This is a genomic window from Candidatus Avedoeria danica, from assembly GCA_016703025.1.
GTDB lineage: Bacteria > Chloroflexota > Anaerolineae > Epilineales > Epilineaceae > Avedoeria > Avedoeria danica.
Genome location: JADJCV010000004.1, coordinates 1 through 13,646 on the forward strand (window position 1 = coordinate 1; position 13,646 = coordinate 13,646).

The window sequence follows — 13,646 nt, forward strand, 5'->3', positions numbered from 1 at the left end:
TCAGCTTCCGGCAAGCAGGTCCACTCTCCCGATCCTGAACTTCCAGGGCCAGGACGACGTCTGCGAGAGCTGGATCGAGGTTCAGAACCTGGGTTGCCGGAACGCCAAGGCGGCCCTCGTGACCTGGGGCGAGCCGCCGCCTTGCCCCGCCGGCCGCCGGCCCGCTGAAGGTGGAGTGCACCGGCCTCCTGGAAGCCCGGCAGTACGTGGAACGCCCTTGGCGCGCAGGTCCCGACCGGCTCGAAGAGCGGTATCCTCTTCAAGTCGTCGGCCCGCCAGCTGTCCGAGGACGGCATCGACGTCATCCCCGAGGACGACATCACGGGCGACTACGTCTGCGAAGTCCTCTTCTTCAACGTCGTCGGTGACGCGGACGACTACCGCCGCTTCAAGAAGGCCTACAACGAGGGCCTCGTGTTCGACAGCATCGACATGGTCCGCGCTTCCGGCGACGGCCCGCTCGCGGTCGACGTGCACCGCAGCTGCCCCGGCGACGCGACCCCGGGCGTGGACGTGACGAGCAAGTACAACGGCCTGGCCGGTACGCACTCGGCACGTACGACGAGGTCTACGGCGGCTACAGCTACTACGTGCCGCTCGTGTACGCCAGCGCCGCTGGCTTCAACACGATCATCTACGTCCAGAACGGCGGCCTCATGTGCTCGTCGCTGGAGATCTGGTTCAAGGCCCGCGACGACTGCCTGCGCGCGACGATCTGCGGCATCGCGACGCTGGCGCCGGGCGAGACCTACCAGCTGGACGCGAACGACTGCGTCGGCCCCGGACTTCCAGGGCAGCGCGTGGATCCGCTCGACCCAGGTGATGGGCATCGCGGTGGACATCATCGGCGGCGACGTCCTGATGACCTACGTCGGCGAGCCGGGTGAGATCAACTACACGTTCGATCCGAACCAGTCGACCACCCAGGACGGCAACCAGGTCGCCTTCGGTCCGCTGATCTACAGCGAGTACCAGGGTTGGGACACGGGTGTCCAGGTCCGGACCGCTCGGGCGACATCATCACGACGCTGGTGGACTGGGTCTGCCCGCGCGGCAGCCAGACCTTCTTCCTGCCGGTCGTCTTCGACCTGCCGGGCAACTGGGTCGGCAGCATGCGCGCCGAGAGCCAGGAGTGGATCACGCCGGGTGGTCCGAACGTCCTCGCGCCGAACATCGTCGGTGTGGCGACGCTCATCAAGTACAACGACGTGGCCCGCACGCAGAAGACCGAGGCGATCGCCTACAACCTTCTGCCCGAGCACAAGATCTATGACTGGCAGCTCGGCAACGGTGGTGGCGGCCTGCACAGCGGTATCGGCTTGATCGCCATCCCGTCCGTGCTCCGCGACCTCGAGAACAGCGGCCTGACCACGGAGATCGCGATCGCGAACGTCGTCCCGAAGCCCGGCTTCACCGACCTCGTGATCTACTTCTACGACCAGAACGGCCTGCTGGACTACATCTGCCAGAAGCTGAACGAGAAGCAGGTCGAGTACATCGACCTCTCAAACGTGGGGCTACATCAACGACGGCTTCAAGGGCTCGGCGATCATCAGCGCCTGGTTCTGGGAGCACGACGTCTTCGACGCCCGTGGCTTCTTCCTGCGCAACCTCGTCGGCCTCGGTGCCGTGTCGATCGAGCGCAAGGGTACCCACGGTGGTGAGGATGTTCCGGGCGACGAGGCTGCGGGCAGCCGTGGCATCCCGTTCACCTTCACGTACGACGAAGAGGGGCGAGCCGCTCTTTGAGTACTGCTTCATGGGCCCCGTGCCCCTCTGCCCCGGCTTCCCGGACAACCGCGTCGGTCCTGGCGACTGCGCGGCGACGGGCATCGGTGCGGCGACGATCGAGATCCCGGGCGGCGCGCCGTTCTCGGCCTACCCGCGCGGTGACATCGGCGGCGGCAACTGCACGAACGCCGGCGTGAACGACCGCAACTGGGGCACGCACGACTTCACGGTCTGCCCGGGCACCAGCGAGATGACGGTCACGATCAACACGGTCACGCTGGCGCCGTTCAACGGTGCGAGCTGCGGCATCGCGGGTCAGGACTTGCTCCTCGCGTTGTTCATCGGCCCGGACGGGTTCAACCCGAACTCCGAGTGCGAGAACTTCATCGAGAACAACAAGCCTGACTTCCAGGGCCTCGGCGCCGGCTCGTCGTACACGTTCCAGATCCCGGATGCACCAGGGGCGTACACGCTCATGATGCAGAACAACTGCGACACGACCCCGCCGCAGTCGATCGGTAGCGTGGACTTCGAGATCGACCTCAACTAGCTGATCGCCCGATCGCGTCGGGTCCGCCCGACCTGATCCAAGACAGCCCACAGCCGCCCCCGGGGATTCCCCGGGGGCGGTTGCCTTCGTTGTTCGGCCGGTTCGTTCGGGCCCGCCGATCCGTGAGGCGTTCGCCTCCCAGCGCTTCCAGACCGGCGTGCCGGCATTCATGATGCTAAACTGTCGCCGTTGTCGGCTCGCCATCCTGGCGGCCGCGTGGATCCTGCATATCGGAGGCCTCCATGCTCTGTCGTTCCGCCCTTCGGCCAGCACTTGCCGCCGTGCTTGCGGCCCTGCTTGCCTGTTCGGGCGCGCCCGGTGCGGTGCAGGCACAGGCGCCCGGCGCCGGGGTGTTGACGCTGGTCGATCAGACCGCCGGCGTCAGCTACGCCGTGGCATCGGACGGAGCGACGCGCGCGGTGCTGGGCGCAGGCCGGCGGGCATACGTGCTCGACGTCGCCGCCGACGGCACCACCACGGTGGTCGGCCGCACCCCCATCCTTCCCGCCGCGGTGCGCGCGCTCCTGCTCGATGGGACGCGCCTCTTCGTGGCGCCGGAGGGCCGGGGCATCCACGTCTTCAACATCGCCGATCCCGCTGCGCCGACCGAGATCGGGGTCATCCCGGTGACCCATGAGGTGCGGGAGATGGTCCTGCGCGAGGGACGGCGGGTCACCGCCGAGTTCGGTGAAGGGGTGGCGATCTACGATGTGACCGGCGACGACGTGCCCGTTGCACCGCTGGCGGTCGAGCCACGCGCCGCGCCGTGACCTACGTGGCCGTGCAGGACGATCTGGTCTATGCGGCCTACGCCACCGAGGGCCTCGGGATCATCGACATCTCGACGCCCACCGAGCCGCGCTACCTCGGACAGGCGGAGCTTCCGCCGAACGGCAAGGCGGAGAGCATCGTGGTGGCTGGCGCCACGGCGCTCATGGCCGCGGGCTCGGCGCTTGGGATCTACGACGTCGCGAACCCGCGCGAGCCCAAGCTCATCGGCACGGTCCAGAACGGGACGGTCATTCGCACGGTCGCCGTCGTCGGGAGCACGCTCTACGTGGGCCACGGCACGCAGGGCGTGGGCGTATACGACTTCACGACACCTGCCGCGCCGACGCTCCTGCGGACGCTGCCGACGCTCAATGACGTCGTGCGGATGCGGAGCGTCGGGACACGGCTGTACGTTGTCGACTGGCTGGCCGGGCTGACGCTGTACGACGTCTCGACCGCGGATGCGCCGCCCATCGGCCAGGTGGCGGACGTGGCGGGGTTGCCCTTTGGCCTGGCACAGGCCGGCGGCAACGTCTTCGTCGGGTTCGCCCACGACCGCCTGTCGGTGATCGACGTCGTCGCGATGCGTGAGGTGGCGTCGGCGCCGCTGCCGCCGGCCTCCCAGGACGTCTATGTGGATGTCGCGGACGACCGGCTGGCGGTTGGGGACGTGCGGACTGGGCTCGACCTGTTCGACGTGGCCGATCCGCGCGCGCCGCGTCCGCTCGTGCACATGGAGGCCCAAGTGCGTGACGTGCTCCTGCTGGACGACCAGAGCCTGATCACGACGGGCGGCACGCAGGGCTTGGCCACGTGGGATCTGACGGACCCCGCCCAACCGCAGCGACGGCTGCGCACCCCGACCACCGCCTTCATGTGGGGCCTGGCCGCCGATGACGCGAACGTCTTTGTGGCGGATCGGGAGAACGGACTCATCGTGTATGCCGCGCGCGCCCCGAGAGCGCGTGGCCGATCGTCGGCCGGGTGGAGCTCGGCACCGATCGGGCCGAGGCCCGCGATGTCGTGCTTCTGGATCCGGACACCGTGGCCGTGGCCGCCGACGAAGGAGGGCTGTACGTGGTCGATGTCAGCGACCGCGCTGCCCCGGCGGTCGTCGGCATCCTGAACACGCGCTTCGTGCCCACCGTCCTGACGGTGCGCGATGACCTCGTGTTCGCCGGCGGGCGCTCGCGCGGGATCGCCGTCTTCGACGTTGCCGACCGGGCCAGGCCCCGCTTCGTCGGCCTGCATGATCTGTCGACCGCCGTGTCGTCGCTGACGTGGAGTGAGGATCGTCTCTTTGCGGCGGCCGGCAACGAGGGTGTCCTGGCGTTCGAGCTCGGGACGATCCCGCCGCCCGGGACGGTGGTCTCGGAGCGAGGACCGCTCGCTGACGCCCCATCGACGCCGGCGCCGGACGGCAACTCCGGCATCGTCCAACAGGCGCCGCAGCCCACACCCGGCCGGTGGCGAACCGGCTTGGCGGTCCTCGGCGGCGTGGCGATTGCCCTCGCGGCCATCGCCATCGGACGCGCCGCTCGCCGACGGCGGCTGCGATCCGACGAGCCCTCGGTCGACGGATCCTAAGTGTTCTTGACAGTTCGACTAACCCGTCGGTGGTCAGCGGTGTTTGATCAGTTATGTCTGCGTTTGGCTGCACCGCGGTGTTGGGAAGCAGGGGGCATGACGAGCTCCGGGCGGGCCGACGCGCGCCCGGAATCGACGGCACGCGACGTCAGCGCCGTCGGTGACGACGGGAACGACGAGCGCGCGCTCCTCGTGCGCGGCCAAGCCGGGGACCGTCAGGCCTTTGGCCAGCTGTACCAGCGCCATGTGGACGGGGTGTACGCCTACATCGCGCTGCGCGTTCGTGACTCCGCGCTGGCGGACGACTTGACGCAGGACGTCTTCGTCAGCGCCTGGCGGAGCTTGGCCGGGTTCCAGTGGCAGGGCAGCCTGGCGCCGTGGCTCATGCGGATCGCGCACAACCGCATCGCCAACCACTGGCGCACGCAGGGTCGGCGGCCGGAACAGGTGTCGTTGCCGAGCGGCGACGACCCGGATGACCCGCGACCGGAGTTTGCCGACGCCGAGTCGCCGAGTGACGACGCGAGCCTCGGGCTCGGATCGGCCGATCTCAGCCGGGCGATGGAGCGACTCACGGACCTGCAGCGTCAGGTCATCGCGCTGCGCTTCGGTGCGGGCCTCAGCTTGGCCGAGACGGCCGACATGCTCCAGCGAACGCAGAACGCGGTGAAGAACCTGCAGCACAACGCGCTGGCCAACCTGCGGCGCCACCTTCCGAGCGAGCGTGCGCTGTGATGGCGCCGATGTCCATCGCCGACGCCCTGGCGAGCTGCCTGAGCCGCATCGAGGCGGGCGAGGCGCTGTCGGATGTCTTGGCCGACCACCCAGCCCATGCCGACGAGCTCAAGGCGCTGGTCCGGGCGGCCATGGCCGTGCGGACGCACCGTCCGGCGCCGTCGCCGTCGTACCGTGCGTCGTTGCAGCATCATCTGAGCACCCTGCCGCCGCCCGACCGCACACCACTCTTCGTTCGCCCGCGCCTGACGGCCCGCGTCTGGGCACTGCGGACCGCTGCCGCGGTGGCTGCCGGCGTCGTCGCGTTCTCGGGTCTGGCCGTCGCCTCGGCGGACAGCCGGCCGGGCGACGTGCTCTATCCGATCCGCCGCGGCGTCGAGCGCATCCACGACGTGGCGGACCGCGTGGCGCCGCCGATCGGGCGGGCGATCGACTATCTGACGATCCGGACCGTGCCCGACGAACCGTCCTCGGCCACGCCCGAACCGACCGCTGCACTCGCGCCGGGTTCGACGGTGATCGAGCCGCTCGACCGCCCGACGCGGGCGCGCAACACCGTGCCACCCGCCGATGACGCCCAGACCGGCGAGCCGGCTGCCACGGGCCGCCGCTCGCTGCCCAACCCGGGGGTCGTCGTCGTCGGAGACGCCGGGACGCAACCTGCGCCGCAGACGGCGGACGACGCCGCAGCGACGCTTCGCGCCGGCCAAGCCGAGACGGCCGTCGCCGGTGAACCCGCCGAGCCCACCGCGACGGCGCGCCGCAGCCAGACGCCGGCCGCCGCGGGGACCGACACCCCGCCGCCCGCCGCGCCACCGGTGGTGGCGGCCACGGCCGTCCCGCCCGGCGCCGCGGGCGGGCTCAGCGGGATCGTCACGGGCCAGGAGGGCACCGGACTGCCGGGCGCGATGGTCTCGGTCTATCCGCTCCGTGAAGACGGTGAGCCTCGCTGGGGCGCCCGCGTCAGCCTTCGCACCCAGATCGACGGCACATTCGTGTTCGGCGATCTGCCCCCCGGTCGCTACAAGCTGGCCGTCGGTGAGCTGGCGCCGTGGGTGTGGCGTGTCTGGTACAAGGACACGCTGAACGTGAAGCAGGCCGAGCCGATCACCGTCGAGCCAGGCCGCGAAACGGACGGGATCGAGGTTCGCCTGCGCCGCAACCCGTGGTCGTTCACCGGGTGGGGCGGACACGGGCGGCGGGGACGGCGGTAGGGGCGAAGCATCCGCCGTGCGTCCACCCGGACGACCATCTTGTCAGACCGTCGACCGCGCATCCACCCCCCGCGTAGGGGCGACGCGTGTGGGCCGCGGTGCCGGCATCTGGGACGCTGTTACGCCTCCCGTTCCACCGCGTCCACGCGCTCGCGTTCGCGCAGGAAGAGCAGGAACTCGCGGGCGAAGGCGCGTTGGTCGGGGGTGAGTTCGGCGGCGAGCTCGTCGAGGCTAGGGCCGCCGGTTTCGAGCTTGACGGCGGGGATGTACTGCTCGCCGGCGAGGTAGGCTTCCTGGATCAACTCGAAGGCGGTCGTGCGGAAGTGTGTCGCCAGGTCCTCCAGCTCCGAGATCCGCGGGCTGGACTTGCCGGCCTCGATGCCTGAGATGTAGCTGCCGGACACGCCGATCCGCGTGCCGAGATCGGCCTGGGTGAACCGGAAGCCGCGGCGCTTGCGGAACAGGACCTTGGCGATCTCTTCGCCCAGCTTGCTCATCCCGAGATGCCCTCGCCGACCGCCTTGGGCGCGGTGCCGTTGGCCGTCGGTCCGTGCGGCACCGCGGGCAGCCAGCTGGTGGCGTAGCCGGGGTTCTCGAGTGCCAGGGCGGCCTCGGTGACGTGCAGCGGGTGGAACGTGTCCATCATCACCGCCGTCTCCTCGGTGCGCGCCTTGCCGATCGAAGCCTCCGTCGTGCCCGGGTGCGGGCCGTGCGGCAGGCCCGACGGGTGGAGGGTGATGTCGTACAACCCGACGCCCTTGCGGCTCATGAAGTCACCGTTGACGTAATAGAGGACTTCGTCCGAGTTCACGTTGGCGTGGTTGTAGGGCGCCGGGATGCTGTCGGGGTGGTAGTCGAACAGGCGCGGGACAAACGAGCAGATCACGTAGCCGCTGCCCTCGAACGTCTGATGGACGGGCGGCGGCTGGTGGACCCGGCCGGTGATCGGCTCGAAGTCGGCGATGTTGAACACGAACGGGTAGACGAAGCCGTCCCAACCGACGACATCGAACGGGTGGTGGTCCAGCCAATTGGCCGAAAGGCGGTCGCGGACCTTGATCCGGACCTCGAACTCGCCGAACTCGTCGAACGTCTCGAGGGTGTCGGGTCCGCGGAAGTCCCGCTCGCAGAACGGCGAATGCTCGAGGAGTTGGCCGTACCAGTTGCGGTAGCGCTGCGGCGTCGTGATCTGATCGCGCGATTCGAAGACGACGAGGCGGTTCTCGGGCGTGTCGTAGTGCAGCTGGTAGGTCGTCGAGTAAGGGATGACGACGTAGTCGCCCGGACCGAAGCGCAGGGAGCCGAAGACGGACCGCAGCGTCCCGGTGCCCTCGTGGACGAACAGGCACTCGTAGGCCTGGCCGTTGCGGTAGAAGTAGGACATCGACTCCGTCGGGCGGGCGATGGCCATCGTGATGTCCTGGTTGCCGATCAGCACGGTCCGACCCGCGACGCCGTCGCCGCCGGGGGCGATGTTCTGCGTGCTGAACTGGCGGTGCCGCAGCGCGCCGTAGTCGGCGTACTTCACCGACGCGTCGCCGAGGTCGGCCACCCGGAGGACGCGGGTGGGCTGGTGGTGGTGGTAGAGGATGCTCTGGATGCCGGCGAACCCGGCGACGCCCATGACCTCCTCGCGGTAGAGGGTGCCGTCGGGGCGGCGGAATTGGGTGTGGCGTTTGGGGGGGATGGCGCCCAGGCGTTGGTAGAACATGGGTTAGAGGTTCCCTCGCTTGCTCTGCTCGACCTCGATGGACTCGAACAGCGCCTTGAAGTTGCCGATGCAGAAGCCGCGCGAGCCGTGGCGTTCGATGAGCTCGATGAACAGCGTCGGGCGGTCCTGGAGGGCTGGCTGAAGATCTGAAGGAGGTAGCCTTCCTCGTCGCGGTCGACGAGGATGCCGAGCTCGCGGATGGCCGCCAAGTCCTCGTCGATCTTGCCGACGCGCTCGGGCAGGATGTCGTAGTAGCTGTCCGGAACGCGCAGGAAGCGGACGCCGCGGCTGCGCAGCTCGCGCACGGCCCCCAGGATGTCGCCCGTGCTCATTGCGATGTGCTGGACGCCGGGGCCGCGGTAGAAGTCCAGGTACTCTTCGATCTGGCTCTTCTTGCGGCCCTCGGCCGGCTCGTTGATCGGCATCTTGATCCGGCCGGTGCCGTTCTGCATGACCTTGCTCATCAGCGCCGAGTACTCGGTTGAGATCGCCTCGTCGTCGAAGTGCTGGAGCATCCGGAAGCCCATGACGTGGTGGTACCACTTCACCCAGTGGTTCATCTTGCCGAGCTGGACGTTGCCGACCACGTGGTCCACGTGCGCCAGGCCGACCGGCTTGGTGGCCGCGAGGGACGTGTAGGCCTTGTAGCCCGGCAGGAACGCGCCGGCGTAGTCCGAGCGGTCGACGAACGTGTGGACGGTGTCGCCGAACGTGGCGATGGAGGACATGCGGACGACGCCGTGCTCGTCGCGGCGCTCGAAGGGCGGGGCGATCGGCTGGCCGCCGCGCATCGTCGTGGCGCTGAACGCCTGCTCGGCGTCGTCGACCTGGAAGGCCATGACCTTCACACCGTCGCCGTGGATCAGCTGGTGGGCCGCCACGGTGCTGTCCGGCTTGTAGCTGGACGTGAAGACGAAGCGGATCTTGCCCTGCTGGAGGACGTAGCTGCACGTCTCGCGGTTGCCGGTCTCCAGCCCGCTGTAGGCGACGGGCTCGAACCCGAACCCGTGCTGCCAGAAGTAGGCCGCCTGGTAGGCGTTGCCGACGTAGAACTCGATGTGGTCGACGTCCTTGAGCGTCAGGAAGTCGGCCTCGGCGGTGATCGGGCGGTCCTGCTCGGCCCGGACCTCGGCTTCGATCGTCATGGGGCTACCCTCCATCGCCGCTGCGGTCATAACCGCCGCGGTACGGCGCGTGTTCGAACGGTCACGCCGACGTCGCGGGGCGGGGTCGGCCGGGGGCGTCAGACTAACATCGGCGGGGCGGATTGGCAAAGGGGATGCGGGGTGCGCGCGGGCGGCGTGGGACTTCACCGAGGACCGGCGAATCTCTCGGTTAGACAGGCGACCGATCTAACCGAGACACGGCGCCTGTCTGCGTTAGACAGACGTGCGATCCAACCGAGATATCGCGGCTCTCTCGGGTCGATCTGACCGGCCCCCCGGTGCCGCGATCAGGTATTCAAGGCTTCTCGGCAGGGGAAGAAGACCTCGGTTCTCGGCTTCGGCACGCTCGGCTCGTCGAGGTAGCACTCCCAGGGCGCATCCGTCGAGACGTAGCCATTGTCCTTTAGCCAGCCCGCGACTGCTTCGTAGGCCGCGGCCACGCCGCTGTACGCTCCGACGTGCACCGTGCGAGCGGTCCGACCGCCGGGGAGAGTTGAGGCCTCGACTCGCCCTTCGGGTCGCAGGTCGCCCTCGACGCCGATCCCGGCCTCGATGTCGAAGCCGTCTGCGGTGATCCGGTACCGGCCGAACGGCACGTCGGCGGTCTTCAGATGCTGCCGCTCGACGAGCCCCATGATCTCACCGTAGGCGCCGCCGAGGAAGTCGGCGATGCCGTCGCTGGTGTCCGCATGTCCGCAGACCACGGCGGTGCGCTGTTCCGGAAGGTCAGCCAACGTGACTTCGTAGCTCATGATCCCTCCTGGTTGATCGATGTCCCGACCTAGTGGCGGCCACCACACGATCATAGGCCAAGGCTGATGCGCAAGCACGCGTCCAAGGCCAGAAGATCACGCGCCGGCAAGTGGCCGAGACGCCGAATGACGAGGGACTGCGGGACCGTAAGGATGGTACCGGCCAGGATGGCGGCCGGCCGGTCCAGGCCGGCCGTACCCACGGTCAGGCGGTGATTGACCGGGTAATCCTGCTCGGGCACCCTGCTCGTGATGGGCACGATGATCACATTGGCGCTGTAGCGGTTGCCGACGTCGTTCTGAACGACCACGGCCGGTCGGACTTTCTGCTGGGCGAAGTCCGTGACAAAGGGAAGGGGCAGTAGCACCACGTCCCCGCGCCGAAGTGGGTCTTGATCAGTCATCCCAGCACCACCCTTGACCGGCCGCCGCGTCCTGGGCTCCGAGGACCAACTGCACATCGGTGGCAGGATCCTCGCCAGCCTGTTGATAGGCCTCTGCCAGCCGCCGCTCGAAGTGGCGCTGCTGCAACCGTTCAATGCGCTCCTGAACTGCCCGGCGCACGAACTCACTCCGATTCTCGGTCACTGCGGAAGCCGCCTCATCCAGTTCCCGGCGCAAGCTGTCCGGCATCGTGACCATCACGCGATCCATACGCGAGCCTCCAAATGATCTGCATCATTGCGAGGTCTGAGTATGCACGATCAGGCCGTGGTCGGCAATACCAGATGCGGCCCCGGTCAGCCGCCCACATACGCCGCCAGATGATCCCCCGTAAGCGTACCCCGCCCCGCCACAAGCTCCCCCGGCGTCCCCTCGAACACAACCCGCCCCCCATCATGCCCCGCCCCCGGCCCGAGGTCGATGAGAGCATGATGCTTGTCCACGGCGTTATGGCTGTCCGCGGCCATCCGCCCGTCCGTCCGCGGCGATCATGCCGCATCGCTCGCCGCTTCGTTCGCCGCACCGCCCGCCGGCGGCCCGGTCGCCCACGGGCCGGCGCGAGCGTCTTGACCCTTGGCCCGCAAGTGGCGCAGGATCTTGTCGATCACCTTCGGTTCTTGGATCAGCGCGATGACCCGCATCGTGCCGCCGCACTTCGGACACTGCAGCGGGTCGACCTCGTAGATCCGGCGGAGGAGGTCGGCCCAGCGGCGTCGGGCGTCCGCGATCGAGACGTCCTTCGACTCGATCGTCACGCCGCCCAGCGGCAGCTCTGCGTCGGTCCGCATGACGTCAGCGACCTCGGCTACGTCGGCGACGTCGGCGACCCGCATCGCGTCTTCCGCTGCCTGCGCCTTCCGTCGCACACCGCGCGTCCGGTTGGCGTAGTAGCCGTAGTAGCGTTGCAGCACCTGCACCTTGTCGGGGATGTGGTCCACCAGGTGCGCGATGAAGGCCGTTGCCTCGAACGTGTGTGGCCCCGCGGTCGGGCCGTCGGACTTGTCGGAGGTGTACGTCACCGTCCCTGCTTCGGCGTCGTCGGCCAGCCGCTCCAACGACACCGGGCACCGCGCGCAGTAGCAGGCCAACCGCGCGTGGGCCGCCGTGTCGTCCTGGTCCAGCCACACGCCGTCGTGTACGCTGAAGCCGGAGTGCTGCCAGCCGAGCATGCCGTCCGCCACCTCCAGCTCGAACAGTTCGCGGTCCACGAACAGCATCAGCACGCCGCGCCGGAACGCCTCTGTCAGCACCTCGGCGGAGTGGGCCGGCAGGTGCACGAACGTGCCGTCGCGGCGAAAGCCGCCGTCGGTAACCAGAGCATGGATGTGGGGTTGCCAGTTCAGGAGCGAGCCGTGGGTCTGGATGCACAGCACGATCCCCACCGACACGTCCGGCTCATCGAGCGTCGCCCTGACGAACTCCGTCGCCGTCCGTGCCGCGGTTCGGGCTAGATCGCCCAGCAGCTTGCGCCGCCACCGGAAGTACGGCCGCAGGCGCTTCGGCAGCACGAACACCATCTGGCGGTGTGGTACCGGCGCCAACAACTCGTCGCCCAGCCACAGTGTCCAGCTGGCCAGGCGCTTGGCGGGGTCCCCGCGCGGCCCTCAGGCCGCGTGGGGTGCCTTGGCGTGGCAGCTCGGGCAGAAGTAGCGCGCCTTACAGCTGAACGCCAGCAGGTACTCGGCGTGGCAGGCCTCGCAGCGCGCGCGCGCAAAGCCGGCCTCCAACACGCCGCAGGCGAGGTACCGGGCGACGACCGCGTCCACCACCCGCCGCCAACGGCCGTGTTCGTGCTCGAACACATCCTCGTAGCGGCCGCAGAAGCGCTCGAAGTGGTCCGTCAGCAGCCGGTACAGCGGCGATGCCAGCGGCCGGCGCGGGCGGTACACGCCGGCCGGAGAGGGGCATGCGGCCAGCGCCAGTCTCCCCGGAGCGGGGTGGGTGGCGGGGCCAGTTTAGCACCTGGCCGCCATGGCCGGCCGACATGAGGCGCGCCGTGCGGTTGAGGGCCGGGCCGAAGTAGTCGCCGTCGCGCGCCTCGGCCTTGCCCAAGTGGATGTCCATCCGCACGCGCAGGTCGCCGAAGCCCTCGCCGAACGCGCCCCAATCCTCCGCCGCCAGCGCCCGCTGCGCGTCCGCCGCCGCCACCAGGGCCGCGTCGGCGTCCTCGAACGCGGCGTGGAAGGCGTCGCCCACCGTCTTGAACACCAAGCCGCCGCGTTCCTCGATCGCCGCGCGCAGCAACGCGTCGTGCCGCGCCAGGGCGGCGGCCATGGCCGGGCCGCGCTCCTCCCAGCGCGCCGTCGAGCCCTCGATGTCCGTGAACAGGAAGGTCAAGGTGCGGCTGGTGAAGGCGGCGGTGGCGTCCATGGGACCGGGGAGCGGACGAGGCTCGTCATGGCGAGGCCCTGGAAGGTCGGCGATGGGGACTTGGCAGCAGCATCTTCGATGGCCTGAACGATACCTCGGACGCGTGGCGTCCCGCGGTGCCTTGGCTATGATTCGGCCGGTCAGGGACCGATCGACGTCGAGGGCCCCATGTTGGATATCGAAACCCATCGAAGTGAGGTGGCACAGCTCTGTCGTCGGCTGCGCGTGAAGCGGCTCGATGTTTTTGGTTCGGCAACCACTACGCGCTACGGCCCTACCAACGACATCGACTTTCTTGTCGAGTTCGACCAAGCTGCCGGAAAACGATTCGAACGCTACTTCGAGCTCAAGGAAGGCCTGGAGGCGCTCTTTCTACGTCCGGCAGACCTTGTCACGATCGAGGCCATGCGCAATCACTATTTCATCGCGGCGGTGGACGAAAGCCGCAGGCCGCTGTATGTCGCGTGAAGTGGATAAACTCGTCTTTGACACGGTCAAGGCGCTCGAAGCCATTGAAGCGTTTACCGCGGGACTCGACTTTCCTGCCTTTCTGCAAAGCGACGTGATTCAGTCCGCCGTCGAGCGAGAGTTCGAAATTGTCGGAGAGAGCTAAGG

General features: G+C 68.7%; 17 protein-coding genes and 2 pseudogenes. 10 read left to right on the forward strand and 9 right to left on the reverse strand.

Features of this window, described 5'->3' with window-relative positions:
* Positions 1–590 precede the first annotated feature (590 nt).
* The 8 genes from IPG72_03535 to IPG72_03570 all read left to right on the forward strand — a co-directional run bounded on the left by IPG72_03535 (position 591) and on the right by IPG72_03570 (position 6,588).
* Positions 591–887 carry a hypothetical protein gene (locus tag IPG72_03535; protein ID MBK6768101.1) on the forward strand — a complete coding sequence of 99 codons (297 nt, stop codon included), beginning with the start codon at positions 591–593 and terminating at the stop codon, positions 885–887.
* Between the two features lie 90 nt (positions 888–977).
* Positions 978–1,664 carry a hypothetical protein gene (locus IPG72_03540; protein MBK6768102.1) on the forward strand — a complete coding sequence of 229 codons (687 nt, stop codon included), beginning with the start codon at positions 978–980 and terminating at the stop codon, positions 1,662–1,664.
* A gap of 95 nt (positions 1,665–1,759) precedes the next feature.
* The gene (locus IPG72_03545; protein ID MBK6768103.1) at positions 1,760–2,281 is read left to right on the forward strand and encodes a hypothetical protein; all 522 of its coding nucleotides are present in this window, start codon (positions 1,760–1,762) and stop codon (positions 2,279–2,281) included.
* 242 nt (positions 2,282–2,523) lie between these two features.
* A complete protein-coding gene (locus IPG72_03550) occupies positions 2,524–3,051 on the forward strand; it encodes a hypothetical protein (protein MBK6768104.1) in 528 nt (175 codons plus the stop codon).
* The gene (locus IPG72_03555) at positions 3,048–4,178 is read left to right on the forward strand and encodes a hypothetical protein (protein MBK6768105.1); all 1,131 of its coding nucleotides are present in this window, start codon (positions 3,048–3,050) and stop codon (positions 4,176–4,178) included. The genes IPG72_03550 and IPG72_03555 overlap by 4 nt, the downstream gene beginning before the upstream one ends.
* Positions 4,130–4,639 carry a hypothetical protein gene (locus tag IPG72_03560; GenBank protein MBK6768106.1) on the forward strand — a complete coding sequence of 170 codons (510 nt, stop codon included), beginning with the start codon at positions 4,130–4,132 and terminating at the stop codon, positions 4,637–4,639. The genes IPG72_03555 and IPG72_03560 overlap by 49 nt, the downstream gene beginning before the upstream one ends.
* A gap of 96 nt (positions 4,640–4,735) precedes the next feature.
* The gene (locus IPG72_03565; GenBank protein ID MBK6768107.1) at positions 4,736–5,374 is read left to right on the forward strand and encodes a sigma-70 family RNA polymerase sigma factor; all 639 of its coding nucleotides are present in this window, start codon (positions 4,736–4,738) and stop codon (positions 5,372–5,374) included.
* Between the two features lie 8 nt (positions 5,375–5,382).
* On the forward strand, positions 5,383–6,588 hold the full coding sequence (locus tag IPG72_03570) for a carboxypeptidase regulatory-like domain-containing protein (protein MBK6768108.1): 1,206 nt from the start codon (positions 5,383–5,385) through the stop codon (positions 6,586–6,588).
* 119 nt (positions 6,589–6,707) lie between these two features.
* Here IPG72_03570 and IPG72_03575 read toward each other — a convergent pair whose 3' ends face one another.
* From IPG72_03575 to IPG72_03615, 9 genes and pseudogenes are all read right to left on the reverse strand, one after another.
* Positions 6,708–7,085 (reverse strand): helix-turn-helix transcriptional regulator, encoded by a 378-nt coding sequence (locus IPG72_03575; protein MBK6768109.1) that lies wholly within the window; start codon positions 7,083–7,085, stop codon positions 6,708–6,710.
* Positions 7,082–8,299, reverse strand: a complete 1,218-nt coding sequence (locus tag IPG72_03580; protein ID MBK6768110.1) for a homogentisate 1,2-dioxygenase — start codon at positions 8,297–8,299, stop codon at positions 7,082–7,084. Before IPG72_03580 ends, IPG72_03575 begins: the two co-directional genes overlap by 4 nt.
* A 3-nt stretch (positions 8,300–8,302) precedes the next feature.
* Positions 8,303–9,444: pseudogene (gene hppD / locus IPG72_03585) on the reverse strand (4-hydroxyphenylpyruvate dioxygenase).
* A 308-nt stretch (positions 9,445–9,752) separates the two neighbouring features.
* Positions 9,753–10,217 carry a GyrI-like domain-containing protein gene (locus tag IPG72_03590; GenBank protein MBK6768111.1) on the reverse strand — a complete coding sequence of 155 codons (465 nt, stop codon included), beginning with the start codon at positions 10,215–10,217 and terminating at the stop codon, positions 9,753–9,755.
* Between the two features lie 50 nt (positions 10,218–10,267).
* Positions 10,268–10,621 carry a type II toxin-antitoxin system PemK/MazF family toxin gene (locus IPG72_03595; GenBank protein MBK6768112.1) on the reverse strand — a complete coding sequence of 118 codons (354 nt, stop codon included), beginning with the start codon at positions 10,619–10,621 and terminating at the stop codon, positions 10,268–10,270.
* Positions 10,614–10,871: a ribbon-helix-helix protein, CopG family gene (locus IPG72_03600; GenBank protein MBK6768113.1), complete on the reverse strand. Its 258-nt coding sequence runs from the start codon at positions 10,869–10,871 to the stop codon at positions 10,614–10,616. Before IPG72_03600 ends, IPG72_03595 begins: the two co-directional genes overlap by 8 nt.
* A 278-nt stretch (positions 10,872–11,149) precedes the next feature.
* On the reverse strand, positions 11,150–12,169 hold the full coding sequence (locus tag IPG72_03605) for a transposase (protein MBK6768114.1): 1,020 nt from the start codon (positions 12,167–12,169) through the stop codon (positions 11,150–11,152).
* Between the two features lie 96 nt (positions 12,170–12,265).
* Positions 12,266–12,430, reverse strand: a complete 165-nt coding sequence (locus tag IPG72_03610; GenBank protein MBK6768115.1) for a transposase zinc-binding domain-containing protein — start codon at positions 12,428–12,430, stop codon at positions 12,266–12,268.
* A 187-nt stretch (positions 12,431–12,617) separates the two neighbouring features.
* Positions 12,618–13,031, reverse strand: a pseudogene (locus IPG72_03615) (adenylate/guanylate cyclase domain-containing protein).
* A gap of 168 nt (positions 13,032–13,199) precedes the next feature.
* Between IPG72_03615 and IPG72_03620 the strand changes: the two are divergent.
* Both IPG72_03620 and IPG72_03625 read left to right on the forward strand, forming a co-directional pair.
* Positions 13,200–13,499: a nucleotidyltransferase domain-containing protein gene (locus IPG72_03620; protein MBK6768116.1), complete on the forward strand. Its 300-nt coding sequence runs from the start codon at positions 13,200–13,202 to the stop codon at positions 13,497–13,499.
* The gene (locus IPG72_03625) at positions 13,489–13,644 is read left to right on the forward strand and encodes a hypothetical protein (protein MBK6768117.1); all 156 of its coding nucleotides are present in this window, start codon (positions 13,489–13,491) and stop codon (positions 13,642–13,644) included. The genes IPG72_03620 and IPG72_03625 overlap by 11 nt, the downstream gene beginning before the upstream one ends.
* Positions 13,645–13,646 lie beyond the last annotated feature (2 nt).

Bases quoted from the DNA above. Each gene is read 5' to 3' on its own strand.
- IPG72_03545 (MBK6768103.1), top strand. From the start codon at position 1,760: ATGGGCCCCGTGCCCCTCTGCCCCGGCTTCCCGGACAACCGCGTCGGT.
- IPG72_03600 (MBK6768113.1), bottom strand. From the start codon at position 10,871: ATGGATCGCGTGATGGTCACGATGCCGGACAGCTTGCGCCGGGAACTG.
- IPG72_03565 (MBK6768107.1), top strand. From the start codon at position 4,736: ATGACGAGCTCCGGGCGGGCCGACGCGCGCCCGGAATCGACGGCACGC.
- IPG72_03580 (MBK6768110.1), bottom strand. From the start codon at position 8,299: ATGTTCTACCAACGCCTGGGCGCCATCCCCCCCAAACGCCACACCCAA.
- IPG72_03575 (MBK6768109.1), bottom strand. From the start codon at position 7,085: ATGAGCAAGCTGGGCGAAGAGATCGCCAAGGTCCTGTTCCGCAAGCGC.
- IPG72_03590 (MBK6768111.1), bottom strand. From the start codon at position 10,217: ATGAGCTACGAAGTCACGTTGGCTGACCTTCCGGAACAGCGCACCGCC.
- IPG72_03570 (MBK6768108.1), top strand. From the start codon at position 5,383: ATGTCCATCGCCGACGCCCTGGCGAGCTGCCTGAGCCGCATCGAGGCG.
- IPG72_03625 (MBK6768117.1), top strand. From the start codon at position 13,489: ATGTCGCGTGAAGTGGATAAACTCGTCTTTGACACGGTCAAGGCGCTC.
- IPG72_03595 (MBK6768112.1), bottom strand. From the start codon at position 10,621: ATGACTGATCAAGACCCACTTCGGCGCGGGGACGTGGTGCTACTGCCC.
- IPG72_03620 (MBK6768116.1), top strand. From the start codon at position 13,200: ATGTTGGATATCGAAACCCATCGAAGTGAGGTGGCACAGCTCTGTCGT.
- IPG72_03550 (MBK6768104.1), top strand. From the start codon at position 2,524: ATGCTCTGTCGTTCCGCCCTTCGGCCAGCACTTGCCGCCGTGCTTGCG.